At 61.5% G+C, this 14,773-nt stretch carries 9 protein-coding genes and 1 pseudogene; 4 read left to right on the top strand and 6 right to left on the bottom strand.

Translation table 11 applies throughout. The features are described from left to right. Positions 1 to 62 precede the first annotated feature (62 nt). On the top strand, positions 63 to 2,420 hold the full coding sequence (locus FYJ44_RS06440) for a DNA translocase FtsK (RefSeq protein WP_407643776.1): 2,358 nt from the start codon (positions 63 to 65) through the stop codon (positions 2,418 to 2,420). A 27-nt stretch (positions 2,421 to 2,447) separates the two neighbouring features. Beyond that, a complete protein-coding gene (gene lolA, locus FYJ44_RS06435; RefSeq protein ID WP_154510348.1) occupies positions 2,448 to 3,125 on the top strand; it encodes an outer membrane lipoprotein periplasmic chaperone LolA in 678 nt (225 codons plus the stop codon). A gap of 128 nt (positions 3,126 to 3,253) precedes the next feature. Here lolA and FYJ44_RS06430 read toward each other — a convergent pair whose 3' ends face one another. The 6 genes from FYJ44_RS06430 to FYJ44_RS14435 form a co-directional block, all read right to left on the bottom strand. After that, complete coding sequence (locus FYJ44_RS06430) at positions 3,254 to 4,426, bottom strand: NAD(P)H-dependent flavin oxidoreductase (protein WP_154510345.1); 1,173 nt, start codon at positions 4,424 to 4,426, stop codon at positions 3,254 to 3,256. 425 nt (positions 4,427 to 4,851) lie between these two features. Next, positions 4,852 to 7,767: a PD-(D/E)XK nuclease family protein gene (locus FYJ44_RS06425; protein WP_154510342.1), complete on the bottom strand. Its 2,916-nt coding sequence runs from the start codon at positions 7,765 to 7,767 to the stop codon at positions 4,852 to 4,854. After that, entirely contained in the window at positions 7,764 to 11,006 is a 3,243-nt protein-coding gene (locus FYJ44_RS06420; protein ID WP_154510339.1) for a UvrD-helicase domain-containing protein, read from the bottom strand. Before FYJ44_RS06420 ends, FYJ44_RS06425 begins: the two co-directional genes overlap by 4 nt. A gap of 11 nt (positions 11,007 to 11,017) precedes the next feature. Beyond that, positions 11,018 to 12,322 (bottom strand): ATP-dependent 6-phosphofructokinase, encoded by a 1,305-nt coding sequence (locus FYJ44_RS06415; RefSeq protein ID WP_154510336.1) that lies wholly within the window; start codon positions 12,320 to 12,322, stop codon positions 11,018 to 11,020. 27 nt (positions 12,323 to 12,349) lie between these two features. Beyond that, entirely contained in the window at positions 12,350 to 12,907 is a 558-nt protein-coding gene (locus tag FYJ44_RS06410) for an HD domain-containing protein (RefSeq protein ID WP_154510333.1), read from the bottom strand. 44 nt (positions 12,908 to 12,951) lie between these two features. Continuing rightward, complete coding sequence (locus FYJ44_RS14435; RefSeq protein WP_195840970.1) at positions 12,952 to 13,323, bottom strand: hypothetical protein; 372 nt, start codon at positions 13,321 to 13,323, stop codon at positions 12,952 to 12,954. On the opposite strand from FYJ44_RS14435, the pseudogene FYJ44_RS15015 reads away from it, so the two are divergent. Then, a pseudogene (locus tag FYJ44_RS15015) lies at positions 13,240 to 13,848 on the top strand (glycosyltransferase family protein); the annotation flags it as partial. The gene FYJ44_RS14435 and the pseudogene FYJ44_RS15015 overlap by 84 nt on opposite strands. A gap of 21 nt (positions 13,849 to 13,869) precedes the next feature. Next, entirely contained in the window at positions 13,870 to 14,772 is a 903-nt protein-coding gene (locus FYJ44_RS14635) for a hypothetical protein (RefSeq protein WP_229772558.1), read from the top strand. Position 14,773 lies beyond the last annotated feature (1 nt).

The raw sequence follows: 14,773 nt of genomic DNA, 5'->3' as shown, positions 1-14,773 counted from the left end.
ACGCCCATAAATTCAGCCGCGAACTCTTCGGCCTTTTTCTGCTCTTCTGGGCTTTGCTGCTTTTGCTCAGCCTGGCCAGCTTCGATTCCAACGACCCTAGCCTCAATCACGTGGTCAGCGGCGTCGTGGCAGTGCAGAACAAGGCCGGATTGTTCGGCGCCTACGCGGCGGGCTTTCTCAACGATGTCTTCGGCGTGGCCGCCTTTCTCTGGCCGCTGGTCTTCGGCGCGCTGGGGGCGGCCTACGTTTCTCCGTCCTATGCCATGCACTGGTGGCGATGGTGCGGCTTTTTCCTGCTGACTGTCTGTCTGCTGGTCATGGGCGCGGCCTGGGATCTCTCCCTGGGCGATCTCTGGGGCGGCGGCATGGTGGGCAGCGCCCTGCATGACAACGCCAGCCGCTATCTGAGTCCCGGCGGTTCCGCCCTGTTATGGCTTTTTGTCCTGCTGGTGGGCCTGCAACTGGCCTGCAACATTTCCTGGTTCAGCCTGGCGGCGCGCTTCGCCCATTGGCTGCGCGGCAAGCTTGAGAAACAGCTCGACGGCAAATCCCAAGACGCCGAAAAAAGCTCTGAGGCCGAAATCCCGCGCCGGGCCTGGAAGCTGCCCCGGCTGCGTCTGCCGCAATGGTCTTTTCTGGCCCGGTGGCGGGACAAACTGGGAGATATTCACCCCACCGCCGATTCCCTGCCTGAAGTTTATGAGGAAAAGCATACTGCCGGGCCCGAAGACAGGGGTGCGTCGACATCCGCAAAAGCAGTTTCTTATACTTCGCCCGTTGTGGATGAGGACAATGACGATCCCTTCGCCGTGGCAGAAGATCTGAGCGGCGCGCCTGTTGCCGTCGTCACGCAGGAAGCGGACGAACCCCGGGAAAAAGATGCGCAGGATGCTCCCGAATCTGAGGCGGCAGTTGTAGCCGCTCCGGCTGCGGAAAAAGCCGAGCCCAAGAAGCATGTTTGGGACAATCTGATTTCCGCCGCGCTCGGCAAAAAGGCTCCTGTGCCGCTGCCCGCCCTGGATCTGCTTACGCCGCCTGCCAAGACCACCCCCAGCGGCCGCGAGGACCGTGAGGGCAAGGGCAAGGCCTTGATGGCCTGCCTCAAGGATTTCGACATTCAGGGCGAACTGGTGCGCATCACTCCCGGACCGGTAGTGACCATGTACGAGGTGCGCCCGGCCCCCGGCATCCGGGTCAGCCGCATCGCCAATCTCAGCGACGATCTGGCCCTGGCGCTCAAGGCCATGGCTGTGCGCATCCAGGCGCCCATCCCCGGTTCGGACACCGTGGGCATTGAAATTCCCAATGACAACCGGGAGACCGTCAACTTCCGGGAGCTGGCCGCCTCTGAAGCCTTCCGCAAGGGCTGCGGACCGTTGACCATGATTCTCGGCAAGGACATCGCGGGCAAGCCTTTTATGGCCGATCTGACCCGCATGCCGCATTTGCTGGTGGCCGGGGCCACGGGCGCGGGCAAGAGCGTTTGCCTCAACGGCATTTTGATTAGCCTGCTGTACCGCACCCAACCACAGGACATGCGCCTTTTGCTGGTGGACCCCAAGCGCATTGAAATGGCGGTCTACGCCGATGAGCCGCACCTGGTCCATCCCGTGGTCACGGAAATGGCCGAGGCCAAAAACGCCCTGGATTGGGCCGTGCATGAAATGGACCGCCGCTACGAGGCCATGGCCCGTCTGGGCGTGCGCAACGTGGCGGGCTTCAACCAGAAACTGGCGGCGTTTAAAAATGAACTGCCGCCCGATTTCTCGGACCTGGAGCCTTTGCCCTATCTGGTTATTGTCATTGACGAACTGGCCGATCTGATGATGACCGCCGCCCGCGAGGTGGAAACCAGCATCGTGCGTCTGGCCCAGTTGGCCCGCGCTGCGGGCATTCATATGATTCTGGCCACGCAGCGGCCCAGTGTGGACGTGGTCACCGGCCTGATCAAAGCCAACTTTCCCTGCCGGATATCCTTTCAGGTCACTTCCAAGCACGACTCGCGCACCATCCTGGATCAGGTGGGCGCTGAACATCTGCTGGGCCGGGGCGACATGCTTTTCAAACCCAGCGGCGGCCGTTTGCAGCGCCTGCACGGGCCGTTTCTGAGTGACGAGGAAGTGCAGTCCGTCGTGGCGCATTGGAAGAGGCATCTGAGCCCTTCCTACCAGGTGGATTTCGCCCAATGGGGCGTGGAAACCGCTTCAGGCCAGGGTGTTGGCGGGGGGGATGCGGCTCAGGATCCTTTATATGCCGAAGTGCAGGCCTTTGTCAGCGAGCAGGGACGGGCATCCATCTCTCTCGTGCAGCGGCGTTTCAAAATCGGTTTCAACCGCGCCGCTCGTCTGGTGGAACAATTGGAGATGGACGGCATTATCGGTCCGGCCGACGGCAGCAAGCCCCGGCCTGTGGTCAGATAACGCGCTGATGATTCAGCGGAGGTTCTAATGCGTATATCCGGCATGTTTACCGCAGCGGGCATTGCGCTTTGCGCACTGTTCTGGCTGTCCCCCGCCATGGCGGCTGATTTGGCCTCCGTCATCCAGGAGCGCTATGAGACGCTGAAGTCCTTTTCCGCGGATTTTGAACAGACGCTTACCCACAAGGAAAGCGGTTCTGTGGAACGGCGGCAGGGTAGCCTGCTGTTCCAGAAACCCCTGCTGATTCGCTGGAACACCGCCAAGCCGCATGAGGAAACCCTGGTGGTCACGGCCAAGGAAATCTGGGATTATCTGCCCGACGAGGAAGTGGCTTATCGCTATCCGCCCAGTCTGGTGCGCGATTCACGCAGCATTATCCAGGTAATTACCGGCCAGGCGGCGCTGACCAAAGATTTTGAAGTGAAGCCCGAAGGCGAGGAGCAGGGTTTGGCCAAGTTGCGCCTGTATCCCAAAGAACCCGCGCCGCAGATGGTGGAAGCCCTGATCTGGGTGGAGCCGGGCAGCGGCTACATCCGCCGGGCCAGTATTGTGGATTTTTACGGCAACACCAATGAGGTGCGCTTTACCTCCTTCAAACCCGACGCGCGTCTCAAGTCCTCGGATTTCAGCTTTACGCCGCCCAAGGGCATTGAGGTGGAGGATCGCATTGACCGGGATGTGCCGGAGCGGGAACTCTTCAAGTAAAAACGACTTTCACAGAAGCAAATTACAGTCAGCTTAGAGGGTTTCCATTCATAAAAAAGAGAGCGGTCCGGGGCAAGCATATCTGCCCCGGACCGCTCTCTCTGCATTCCGACAGCGTGATCTCCCGGTCAGCGCATCTGGGCTTGTTCAGGCTTGTTGCCGTATCCCAGCATGGATTGCATGTTCTGCACGCCCTTGCTCAGTGAATTCATGGCGTCGTCGAATTCACGCTGCAGGGAATCCATCAGTTCATGCACGGAAATGATCTTGTTCACCCGGAAGACATTGGCTCCGCAGAAGGCGAAACCACGCTCCAGATTGCCGCGCATGGCGCTGATCAGCGCCTGAGCGATGCAATATGGGGTCTTTTCCTGCTGGCAGGTGCTGACGCAGTGGAAAATGCACTTAAAGGGCTTTTTCAGCCCCTCGCGCGCGGCATTGATGAAATCGTTGGTCAACGCGCGGCCCGGCATGCCCACAGGGCTGCGGATGATGGTCACGTCTTCCTGCCTGGCCGCAAGATAGCTTTGCTTGAAGCGTTCGTCCGCGTCGCATTCATGGGTGGCCACAAAGCGCGTTCCCATCTGGACGCCGGCGGCTCCCAGATCCAGGAATTTTTTAATGTCCGCGCCGGTGTATACGCCACCGGCCGCAATAATCGGCACAGCTCGACCGAACTTGTCTTCAAAGGGTTTGACCGCTTCCACCACCTCGGGCACCAGAACTTCCAGCGCGTGCGCGGGATCCTGGATTTCCTCGGGTTTGAAGCCCAGATGACCGCCCGCTTTGGGGCCTTCCACCACAAAGGCGTCCGGCAGATAATTGAAGCGGGAGAGCCATTTTTTGGCAATAACCGTGGCGGCCCTGCCGGAGGAAACAATGGGAACGAGTTTGGTTTTGAACTCTTCCTTCTTTTCCTCGCAGAGCTGCAGCAGGTGGCGCGGCATGTCCAGCGGCAGTCCCGCGCCGGAAAAAATGATATCCGCCTTGTGCTCAATGGAGGTGCGCACCATCTGGCTGAAGGTGGTCAAAGCCACCATGATGTTGACGCCGATAATGCCGTTGGAAAGTTCGCGGGCCTTGATAATTTCATTGCGCAGGGCGCGCAGATTGGCTTCCAGAGGATTTTTGGCCACATCCGGCTCTTTCATGCCGATCATGGCTCCGGCAATGACGCCGATGCCGCCCTGGTTGGCGACAGCCGACGCAAGACCGGAAAGAGATATTCCCACGCCCATGCCGCCCTGAACGACGGGCACTTTAGCCGTGAGATTGCCGATTTTCAAAGAAGGGAAGGGCATTGTGACAAGACCTCCGTCTTGAACCAGTACGGGGTCCGCCGTCGGCCCCCCGGCCGACATCTGACGGTTATCCCCAACCATTTGGCAATTAGCATAGAACGAAAAGTCACAAGGCGCAATAAGACGGAGCGGGTAACGGCAATTTTTTCATGCCGAACCGCATTCTGCCCGCCCTGTTTGTCATGCCGTTCATTGCAGAACATTAATAACTATACCGGAAAAACTAATTTTCAACAGCTGCTTTCCCGCAGTATGCCACCACAGTGATCGTTTTTCCTGACTTTTCGTGTTTATTACACCTGTACGTAACTGAATCCACATCATATTTCATTCTCTATTTATAAGAACGACAAAGAATTAGTCAAGAATAGTCAATGCGGGTACGGACGGGAGAACAGAAATGAAAATACTGTATGCGCCCGTGTTCAGGCCGCGCACAATCCGGCATACGGGCACCAGGCGCAATGCCTGTCGGGCCGGGCCGCGAAATGCGGAGCGCTTTCCAGGTGGCGCAGCACCAGCGCCAGGCTGAGGTCGCAGTAGCCGAGAGCCTCCGCCAGATCTTCGTCCGCCAGCCCACCGAAAAGGGGGATTTCCGCCCCATCTTCCTTAAGTTCCACCAGGGCGGCATCGCCGGGATTTCCCATTTTTCCGGCCATGAGCATGGACAGGTAACAGGGCAATTGCAGGCTGGGCAGACGCTCGCGCAATTCCTCAAACAACGCTTCCGGAGAAGCATCCTGCTCCGGGGCACAGGCCAGGGCCACCTTCTGAAAGAAGGGGGCATCGGTCCAGAGCCCGCCGTCGTGCCGTTTGATGCCGCCGGTCTTGTAGTCCAGCACATGCAGCTGGCCGTCGCGCCGGTCCAGACGGTCAAGGGTGCCGGTAAAGGCATAACTGCGCCCGTTAAGCGCCAAATCCGCAGTCAGTTTTTCTTCCAGAGCCAGGATCAGCGTGCTCTCGGGCTGTTGCGCCAGAAAGCGCTCCAGACGCAACGGCGCGGCCGTTTCCAGCATCAGGCAACTGTCCGCCGGGAGAAGGCGGCGCAGATCCGCCGCTTCCAGAGCTTCGTAGAAGCGGGCCCGCACGGTTTCCATGGAAATGTCGCCCCGCCGCACTTCCTTATGCAGATAGGGTTCGTACAGCGCGCGCAACGTATTGTGAATGCATATGCCCACGGCCGCCGGATCGTCGCCCTCGTTGATTTCCCGCTGGGGTGCGAGGCGGCAGAGGTATTGCCAGGCGAAGCGCAAGGGACATTGCAGATAAACATCAAGGCGAGTGGCGGAAAGCGGTTCGCGCAGAAGCTTTTGTACCGCCGCGTCCAGGCCCGCCCGGCGTTCCAGGCTTTTGGGCCGGGTCTGGGTGGCGCGCACCGTGCAGCGCGCCGCGGCCAGCGGCGCCTCACCGGGTGCGAGCAGCGCGCCCCGGCGCTGTTCCTCCTCCCAGATCAACTGCTCCACAAAGCGACTGCGGCTTTTTTTGCCGTCAAAGAGCGCGGAACGGCTGATGCCCTCCTGCCAGAAAAAATGCACTTCATCGGCTCCGGCGCACAAACGGTAGAGCGTATGCGCCGCCGTGCGCTCGCGGCGGCGGGCGTCGGGCAGGCCCAGAACCTGGCGCAGGGAATCCGGCAGCAACGGGTCCTGAGCCGGATTACCGGGCAGTTTGTCGTCCGTGGCGTCCACGATCAGCACGCGCTCAAAGTGCAGCAGGCGGGTTTCCAGCATGCCGAGCACCTGCAGACCCGTGAGCGGCTCAGCCTCAAAGGGCACGCGCTCCTGCTCCAGCACCTGGCGGGTGATGCCGTGCAGCACGGTCGGCGGAAAAGGCGTTTGCGCCAGGCAGGTTTCGCGCAGAATGGGTTCGGCGTGGCGCATCAGACGGTACATGGCTTCCGCATCCAGAGGAAAATGACGCCACATCTCGCCGCCGTAGTCCAGCAGGAAATCACAGATGCCGCGCAGGCATTCGGCCATGTCCGCTGTGGTACGTGCGGCGGACACGGCGTCCAGCATGACCGACAGGCATCGGGAAAACAGCGCGGCCAGAGGCTCGGGCAAGGCGGCGCGGCATTCGTCAGCCAGGGTCGGCAGATCCACAAAACGGCTGCCCGTGCGGACCAGATTCTCCAGACGGCGCAGGGCGTCGCACAACGGCAGGCTGCGGCCGTCCGCATCATCCGCCTTGAGCATGTTCAGATAGGGATGCCGCAGACATTGCAGCAGGTCGCGCCAGTAATAACGCCCGTCCTCGGAACGCCCGGCCTGCAGGCGCAGCAGGGCGTCCAGCAAACGGTTGAGGGGCGAGCGGGGCAGGGGATAGCCCATGGACACGTTGACGTCTTTGTCCGGCAGATGGTGCAGCACGGGCATGAGCAAGGCGCTGTCCGTCAGCACCACGGCGGTTGAAGGCGTAGCGGCATCCGGCTTGTCAGCCAGGGTCCCGCGCAGGGCCTGGAGCTGCGAATGGCAGTCATACCCGGCGAAAAAAGACAAACGCGGCTTGTGCGCCGCCTCCTGCGGATCGGGTTCCAAGGCTAGGCGCGCGCGGGCCTGCCAGCGCCGCAGCCAGGCCGCGTGTTCGGCGCAGGCCCAATGTGCGGGGGCATTTCCGGCCAGAGCCGGATCACTGTGCAGGCAAATGTGCGCTCCCGCCCGCCAGAGAGCGCGCAGAAGCCTGTCCTCCGTGCCGGTCAGCACGGAAAAGCCGGCCACCAGCACCGGTCTGTCCGGGGCGGGGACGAGCAGCGGCGGGATTTGCGACGCATGGCGGCCAGCCATGTACTGATCCAGGCCCGGCGTGGTCCACTGGCGCTCGTCCAGGGCTTTCAGATAGGCGCGGCCGATCCGCCCCAGCGCTCCCAGCAGGGCTGCGGCGGTTGCGGCCACTTCATTCTCCACGTAGGCCAGATCGGCGGCTTCCAGTCCTTGGCCGAGCATTTCCTCCAGCAGAGCGGCCAGACGCAGCCCCCAGGGCAAAAAAAGCGCCATGTCCATGCGCGCGAAACGAGCGGAAAGGGCCGCGTCCTCCCCGGTCAGAGACTGTACGCAGCCGTGGAGCAGAGCCACGCGGTCCAGCAGGTTGGCCGTGTGCAGCGGCGCATCGCTGGCGCCGCTCCGCCAGATCTTCACCATCTCGGACAGTGTGAGGACTTTGGGCAGCAGGCGCGGGCCGCCTTCCTGGGCATAGAGCTGCAGAAGATAGCGCCAGGGACGGTTGTGCGGCACGATGAGCAGGGCCGAGCCGGGCCGTCCGCCGCTGCATTCTTCCAGCATTGCTTTAAGATCGGGCAAAAAAGCTCGCTGCCAGGGAAAAATCAAAAAGGGCGTCGCGCTCATGCTCTGCCCCCGGCTGTCGGCAGAAGCGCGCCGCACGTTTCGCAGAGTGCTGAAACCTTGTCCGCCTCCACCAGCTGGAAGCGCCGCTGGTCCAGGTAGATCAGCAGGCCGCGCGCCGTGCCGCTACAATCGCCGCACTGTTCCAGACAGGCCAGATAGCGGCGAACCTGAAGAATATGTTCCTGTTCAGGACGGCCGCTTTTATAGTCGATGACCAGCGGGCCCCAAGCTTCGCGCACCAGCAGGTCCATACGCAGCACATGCCCCTGCCCGTCCATGAGCGACTGTTCGGGCCAGCCGTACGCAAGCCAGCGTGCGGCCTCGGGCTGAGCCGCGAACCAGGCCAGAGCTCCGGCCAACGACTTGCGCAGGGCTGCGTCGTCGGGCACGGGCAGAGGGAAATGGCGCAGGCCGAAGAACAGGGCGGACCTGGCGTCCTCTTCCGCATGGCCGGTGATGCGCAGATGTTCCAGACAGAAATGGAGCAGACTACCGCGGTCCTCGGTTTTGAACGCAAAGCCGCCCAGAGGGTTACGGAAGATTTTCAGACGCGGCAGCCACTGCATGGGCCGCCAGCCCTGTTCCGCCGCAGCCGTATCGGCGCAGAGCGTGGAGGACGGTTCAAGGCTGGCCGCATCGTCCGGTATGGCTGTCGGCAGGTCCTCCGGCGGCGCGCCCTGACTGTAGGGCAAGGCCAGACCGGCTTCCTGCCAGAGAATGTCCAGAGCCGCGCAGAGCGAGCCGGATTTGTCCTGACTCGGCGTGCCGGTGCGGAAAATATGCAGTTCGTCCCTGGCCCTGGTAAAGGCTACGTAAAGCAGATCCAGATTTTCGCAGGCCTGCCGCGCCAGATCCTCATAGTAGATTTCACCCAGCGCCTTGCGGTTGGGCACGACCATGCGCAGGCCCTCGCGCTCCAGCAGGACGGGACGGCCCGCCGGACGCACGCTGAAGCCGGTCCAGGGCAGAATCACCACCGGAGCTTCCAGCCCCTTGGATTTATGGATGGTCATCACGCGCACGGCGTTCATGTTTTCGGGCATGGGCACCTTTTCTTCGCCGCTTTTGTCCCGCCAGTGCTCCAGAAAAGTGGATAAGGTGGCCAGACCTTTTTCTTCCGCGCTGTGCAGCACTTCCATGAAACGACGCAAAAAGGTACGCGCTTCCGGGAAGCGCTTTTCCACTTCCAGATGCGCGAACCATTCCAGCACCGTGTCATAGGGCGTCATCAGGCCGGACTGTCCGTGGAAGGGCGCGAGCAGATCCTGCCATATCCGCGGCCAGCGCCGCTTGAAACGCAGGTAAAGAGGGCCGCGCCCGGAGTCGGCGCACCAGCCGTGCAGCGCCTCCCAATCAAGTTCTGCCACCTGGGGGTGCTCCAGCACGATGGAACCCGTGAGCAGGGTCCAGAAAGCGATATCGTCCTCGGGGTTGTCCAGAAAAGCCAGCAGGGCCACGGTCTGGACAATAAGCGGATGCTCGGCCAGCAGCAGGCTGTTCTCCGTAATGACCGGAATGCCCTCGCGCACCAGGCCTTCGGCCGTCACGCGGGCGGTTTCGTTGCCCCGCACCAGCACCAGCACGTCGGACCAGGCGCGGCGCGGGCCGATTTCGTCCCGCAGCAGTTCGCAGAGGCGTTCCAGCACGAGTTCACGCAAATCGTCCTGCGACGCCCCCTGTATATCCTCCGCCCGCACCAGGCCGCCATTGCGGGCTTCGGGCGGGCATTGTTGCGCCGTGGCCGCGAAGGCCCTATTCAGGCGTTGTGTGGCGGCGGCCAAGACATCCTGCGGCGTGTCGGCGGGCAACAGGGCGGCAAGAACGCGCTGTGCCGTGATCACGTTTTCCAGCGGCGCGAAAATCCGGTTGTTGTGCTCCACCACTTCACGGCGGCTGCGCCAGTTGCGGGGCAGATTACGACGCTCCCCGCCGGGGGCCAGCCGGGTCAGGCCCTGATCCTCAAACACCGCGTCGAACAGTTCCGGTTCGCCGCCGCGCCAACCGTAGATGGACTGTTTGACGTCCCCCACCCAAGTCAGGGAACCGCCGCGCGACAGGGCTTCCTCCACCAAAGGACGCAAAGCCTGCCACTGTTCGCGGCTGGTATCCTGAAATTCGTCCACTAGAAAGTGGGTCAGGCGCGTGCCCAAGCGGCAGAGCGCTTCCGGCACGCCGCGTTCGCCTTCAAGCACCTCCTGTGCCAGACCCGGCACCAGCAGGCCGGGCAGCGCGCCTTCCTGTTCCTGATTTTGCAGAAAAGCGCTCACCAGCGCCCGGGCAAGGCGCACAAAAGGAGAGATGCGCAGAGCCTGCACAATCAACTCGCCATCCACAGCCCGGCGGCGGGCATTGGCCGCATAGGCGGCAAAAGCCCGCGCCGCCTCCTGCGGCACCACCGCGCCTTTGAGAAACAATTCCTCGGGGGTCTCCTTAACGGCGAAAGCGGAAGAACATTTGTCCATCCGGCCCTGAGCCAGTTGTTCCACCGCGCCCAGAGCAGGTTTTTTCCAGCGCAGGCCCGCAGCCTGAGCGGCGGTCAGAAGTTCCCGCGCGGCGCGTGTAGCGGCCGCGTCCATTTCTTGAAGCTTTCCTTTAAGAATCGGCTCCGGCGTCAAATCCTCAAAGCGGCCCAGCAGCACGTCGTCCAGCAAATCCCGCAACTGGCGGAGCAGTTTTTCCCCGGCCAGAAAGCCTTTGCTCCTGCCATGCACCACCAAGGCACGGCAGGCATCGCGCAAAAGATCGCGCATGGCCGCATCGTCCCGCCAGGCCCGCTCCAGAAAAAGTTCCAGATAGGGAGTCAGTGCTTCTTCGGTGGCGAACACCGGCTGGAAGTCAGGATGAAGATTCAGCTCCAGAGCGGCGGCGCGCACGATGAGGTGCAAGAGGCTGTCAATGGTGCGGATGTTCAGCGCGCTCAGGTCGCGCATGATCACATCCACCCAGCGGCGGGCTTCGTCGGCGTCAAGGGGGAGGTCGCTGGAGCGCATGCCCAGAGCCGCGCTTTTCAGTCGGCGGATGACGCGCTCGCGCATCTCGGCGGCGGCGGCATTGGTGAAGGTGACGGCCAGGATATCGCCCCAGCCGCACTGTCGGCCTTCAGGAGCCAGCGCGCAGGCCGGGGAAGCCGCCACACCGGCCGTGTGCCCGCATTCCATCAGGCGCAACAGAAAACAGCGGGTCAACTCATAGGTTTTACCGGAACCGGCCGAGGCCTTGACCTGGCAAAGACGCGACATGAAAAAACGCTCTATTCGGGCGGCAGCATGCCCTTGAGCATGCCCTGTCCCGTGGATTCCAGCACCGCGCGCCAGAGATCGGAATAAATATTCAGCTTGCGGCGCGTGCGGGTGACCAGTTCCAGCGGCAGATGCACGTAGCGGTCCTGAAGTTTGGCCACCACCATATCAGTGCGCCCGGCCATGGCCGCATGCACGGCGTATTGGCCCAGAAAGCCGCAGTATACCTTGTCGTTGGCATTGGCGGGCACGGAACGGATGATGTAGCTGGGGTCGATGTATTTGATGGAATGTTCCATCCCGCGGTCATTGAGGTAACGGTGGATTTCCTTGCGCAGCAGGTCGGCTATTTCACCCAGCACGGGATTGCCGGAGGCGTCCGTACCGGCGTTGTGCTCCAGCAGATGCTGGCCCGCGCCTTCAGCCGCCACGATGACCGCGTGTCCCCTGTCCCGCAGGCGCTCCTCCAGGGCGGGCAGCAGACCGCCTTCGCCTTCCAGGATGAAAGGCGCTTCCGGAATCAGCACGAAGTTCACTTCCTTGAGGGCCAGCGTGGCCCGCGCGGCGATAAAGCCCGACTCCCGGCCCATGAGCCTGACCAGGCCGATGCCGTTGGGGGTGCCGCAGGCCTCGGTATGGGCGCACTCAATAGCCTCGGTGGCTTTGAACACGGCGGTTTCAAAGCCGAAGGACTGGGGGATGAAGTTGATGTCGTTGTCAATGGTTTTGGGAATGCCTATCACCGTGATTTTCAGGCCCCGGTTCTGTATTTCCCGGCTGATGGACAGGGCGGCCTTCATGGTGCCGTCGCCGCCGATGACGAAGAGGGCGTTGACGTTGCAGCGCTCCAGCGTGTCCACGATTTCCTCGGGCGACTGCGGCCCGCGCGACGAGCCCAGGATGGTGCCGCCGAAACGATGAATGTCGGCCACCACTTCCGGCGTCAGCTCCCGCAGGCTGTGCCGGTATTTGGGGATAAAGCCTTCCAGCCCGTAGGGAATGCCCACGATGGAAGGCACCTTATAGGCATGGTAGGCCTCCATGACAATGGCGCGGATCACGTCGTTGATGCCGGGGCACAGGCCGCCGCAGGTGACGATGGCGCACTTGGCGCGGGAGGAGTCGAAATAGAGCTTCTTACGCGGTCCGGCCGCCTCAAAGGAGACGACGCAGGCATCTCCCTTATGCTCGCTCAGTTCCTCATCCACAAAAATCTGAATGCTTTTGTCGTCTGCCCAAGTGCGGTAGGGCAGGCGCGACTCCAGCTTGCAGGGGCCAAGGGTGCGGATGCTCGTATCCAGCGCGCATTCTTCCATGATCTGCCTCATAAAAAGGTAAAACGCTTATTTGCTCAAGTCCAACTCGGCGGCCCTGGCGTGCATGGCCTCAATGGCCAGAGCCAGAAATTCGTCCAGTTCCAGCCCGGCGTTGGCGCACTGGCGGATATTGTCCCGGTTCACGCTGGCGGCAAAAGCTTTGTCCTTCATCTTTTTCTTGATGCTTTTGGGCTCCATGCCTTCCAGGCCGGTGGGGCGCATGCGCGCCGCTGCGCTGATGAGTCCGGTGACGGTTTCGCCGCAGCGCAAGGCATAATCAAAACGGCTTTGCGGTGTCGCGCCGTTCATTTCGCCGTTATGGGCACGGATGGCGGCGAGGGCCTCTTCCGGCAGTTTGCCGGACAGCAGCTCAGCGCTCTCCAGGCCGTGCCGCTCGGGCGCTTCAGCGGTGGAAGGGTAGTCCAGATCGTGCAACAGGCCGGTCAGGCCCCAGAGTTCCTCATCCTCGCCGAAACGGCGCGCCAAGGCGCGCATGATGGCCTCGGCGGCCAGTGCGTGCTGCAAAAGCGATGTCGGCGTGCCCTGATCCGCCAGCAATTTCAAGGCGTCATCTCTTTCGATCATTCTTCGTCTCCCCTTTATGCCGCAAATGTAAAACAGGGGGGCAGCTATGGCAAGGCGGGAGGTTCCGCGTATGCTTTTCCCGGCTGGACAAAAGCGGGCGCTCGGGTAAAATCAACCAATAGGGTAATGTCGATCGTATTTTTGACGGAGCGCATCAACAATTTTTGTGCAACATGAATATCCTTCTGGTGGATTGCAATTTTGGAGAAATGCCGGGTCATACCGTGCGCAGGGTCAACCTCAAAGGCGAGGGTGGCCTTGTACCGGTACGGCGGCTTCTGCGTGGCCCCGACGCCTCGGGGGAAAAGTTCAGGCCCGATCTGCTTGTGCAGATGGAACATTTGGCACGCAGGATTTTTTTGAGCGGTCTGGAGGAACTGGATTGTCCCAAGATTTTTTGGGCTCTGGACAGCCATCTGAATCTCTTCTGGCAGCGCTGGTATGGCCGGCTTTTCGACCTTGTTCTGACGCCCCACCCGAACTTGTTCAATTCATTGCCGGCGGCATGGCGGCTGCGGAACGATGCGCGCCCTTTCGCCATGCCGGGCTTCGGACGCGCATGGCGTTCTCATGCCCAGCGTCGCCAAACGGCCGCCTTTGTGGGCGTCATTGATCAAAACCGTCCCCGGCGATCCCGCTTCGCGCAATTTTTACAACAACGCCACCATGTGGACGCCCGCCCGCTTTCTTTTCAGGCCATGCTGGATTTATACGACGACACCCGCATCCTCCCCAATGAATCCATTTGCCGGGAATTCAACTTCCGCATCATGGAGGGGGCTTCCTGTGGTTGTTGCGTGCTCACCGAAGATATCGGGGAAGATTTGCACGCCCATTTTGAGCCGGGCAAAGAAGTGCTCACCTATCGGCACGCTCTGGAACTTGACGAACTCCTTTCTTTTTTCTCCGTACGCCCGGCCTTGACGGAAAAAATCGGTCAGGCGGCGCAACGGAGAGTGCAGATGAACCACCTGCCGGAGCACCGTGCTTCCGAACTTATCCGTATATTCCGATCCTTCTCCGCGCGGACCTGCGCCCCCGGCGAATCGGAACGGATTTTCGCTCTGGCTTGCGTCCAGTGGGCGAGAGGCAATCCCGCATACCGAAAGCATCTGCCGTCATTGGCGGCGCTGCTTGAGCGTCAGGACATCCACCACGATGTCACGGCCATGCGCCTGCGCCTGCTCCTTGAGAGCGGTCGCATGGAAGACGCGCGGAATCTGCTTTCAGAGATTCTCGCACCTGAAAGCTGCGGGCCGGATTTTTCCCCTGACGCTGAAGCTTCTCTTGATATCCATACCGTCTGTGCCGTTGCGGCCCTTCGCCTGGGAGACTTGCCCGCGTTTCAGGCCTGCTGGCGGCGTCAGCACGGTAAAAAGACGGAGCTGCCCGCGCCCGCGAATCTTTTTCAGGGTTGTTTGGCCTGGGCGGATATGCTGGCGCGCGCAGGGCGTCTTTGTCAGCCGGGTTTTCAGTTCGATCCGGCGCGAGACTGTCCGGAAAGCGCCTTGGAGATGTTTCTCATGGCGGAGCAATGGATTCCGGATGAGGAAAACCGTCGGCTGTGGGTCCGGAAGATGACTGAATGCTGCGACAAAACCCCTCTTCTTTCTCTTGCGGTCAACTGCAATGCCCGCCGTAGTCTTGATGCTCCGGAAGACTGGCGGGCAAGTCTGGATTATGCCTTGGCTTGCCTGCGCAGCTTCCGCTTGGAGGAAGGCCTTGCTGAGGTTGAGGCGGCATACGGGCTGGCCCGTAACGCCGGACAGGAAGCTGAATTCCGTCTCGCGGCCGACCGGCAGGGCATTCGTTGCACGCGGTTCACAACACCAACGGGCCCGCGTTCTTTCCCGACTTTTTCATAAA

It is taken from the genome of Desulfovibrio porci (assembly GCF_009696265.1).
GTDB classification, from domain to species: domain Bacteria; phylum Desulfobacterota; class Desulfovibrionia; order Desulfovibrionales; family Desulfovibrionaceae; genus Desulfovibrio; species Desulfovibrio porci.
This window is presented reverse-complemented; position numbering and strand designations above follow the sequence as displayed.

Bases quoted from the DNA above. Each gene is read 5' to 3' on its own strand.
- lolA (WP_154510348.1), top strand. From the start codon at position 2,448: ATGCGTATATCCGGCATGTTTACCGCAGCGGGCATTGCGCTTTGCGCA.
- FYJ44_RS06430 (WP_154510345.1), bottom strand. From the start codon at position 4,426: ATGCCCTTCCCTTCTTTGAAAATCGGCAATCTCACGGCTAAAGTGCCC.
- FYJ44_RS06425 (WP_154510342.1), bottom strand. From the start codon at position 7,767: ATGAGCGCGACGCCCTTTTTGATTTTTCCCTGGCAGCGAGCTTTTTTG.
- FYJ44_RS06420 (WP_154510339.1), bottom strand. From the start codon at position 11,006: ATGTCGCGTCTTTGCCAGGTCAAGGCCTCGGCCGGTTCCGGTAAAACC.
- FYJ44_RS06415 (WP_154510336.1), bottom strand. From the start codon at position 12,322: ATGGAAGAATGCGCGCTGGATACGAGCATCCGCACCCTTGGCCCCTGC.
- FYJ44_RS06410 (WP_154510333.1), bottom strand. From the start codon at position 12,907: ATGATCGAAAGAGATGACGCCTTGAAATTGCTGGCGGATCAGGGCACG.
- FYJ44_RS14435 (WP_195840970.1), bottom strand. From the start codon at position 13,323: ATGGCTGTCCAGAGCCCAAAAAATCTTGGGACAATCCAGTTCCTCCAG.
- FYJ44_RS14635 (WP_229772558.1), top strand. From the start codon at position 13,870: ATGAACCACCTGCCGGAGCACCGTGCTTCCGAACTTATCCGTATATTC.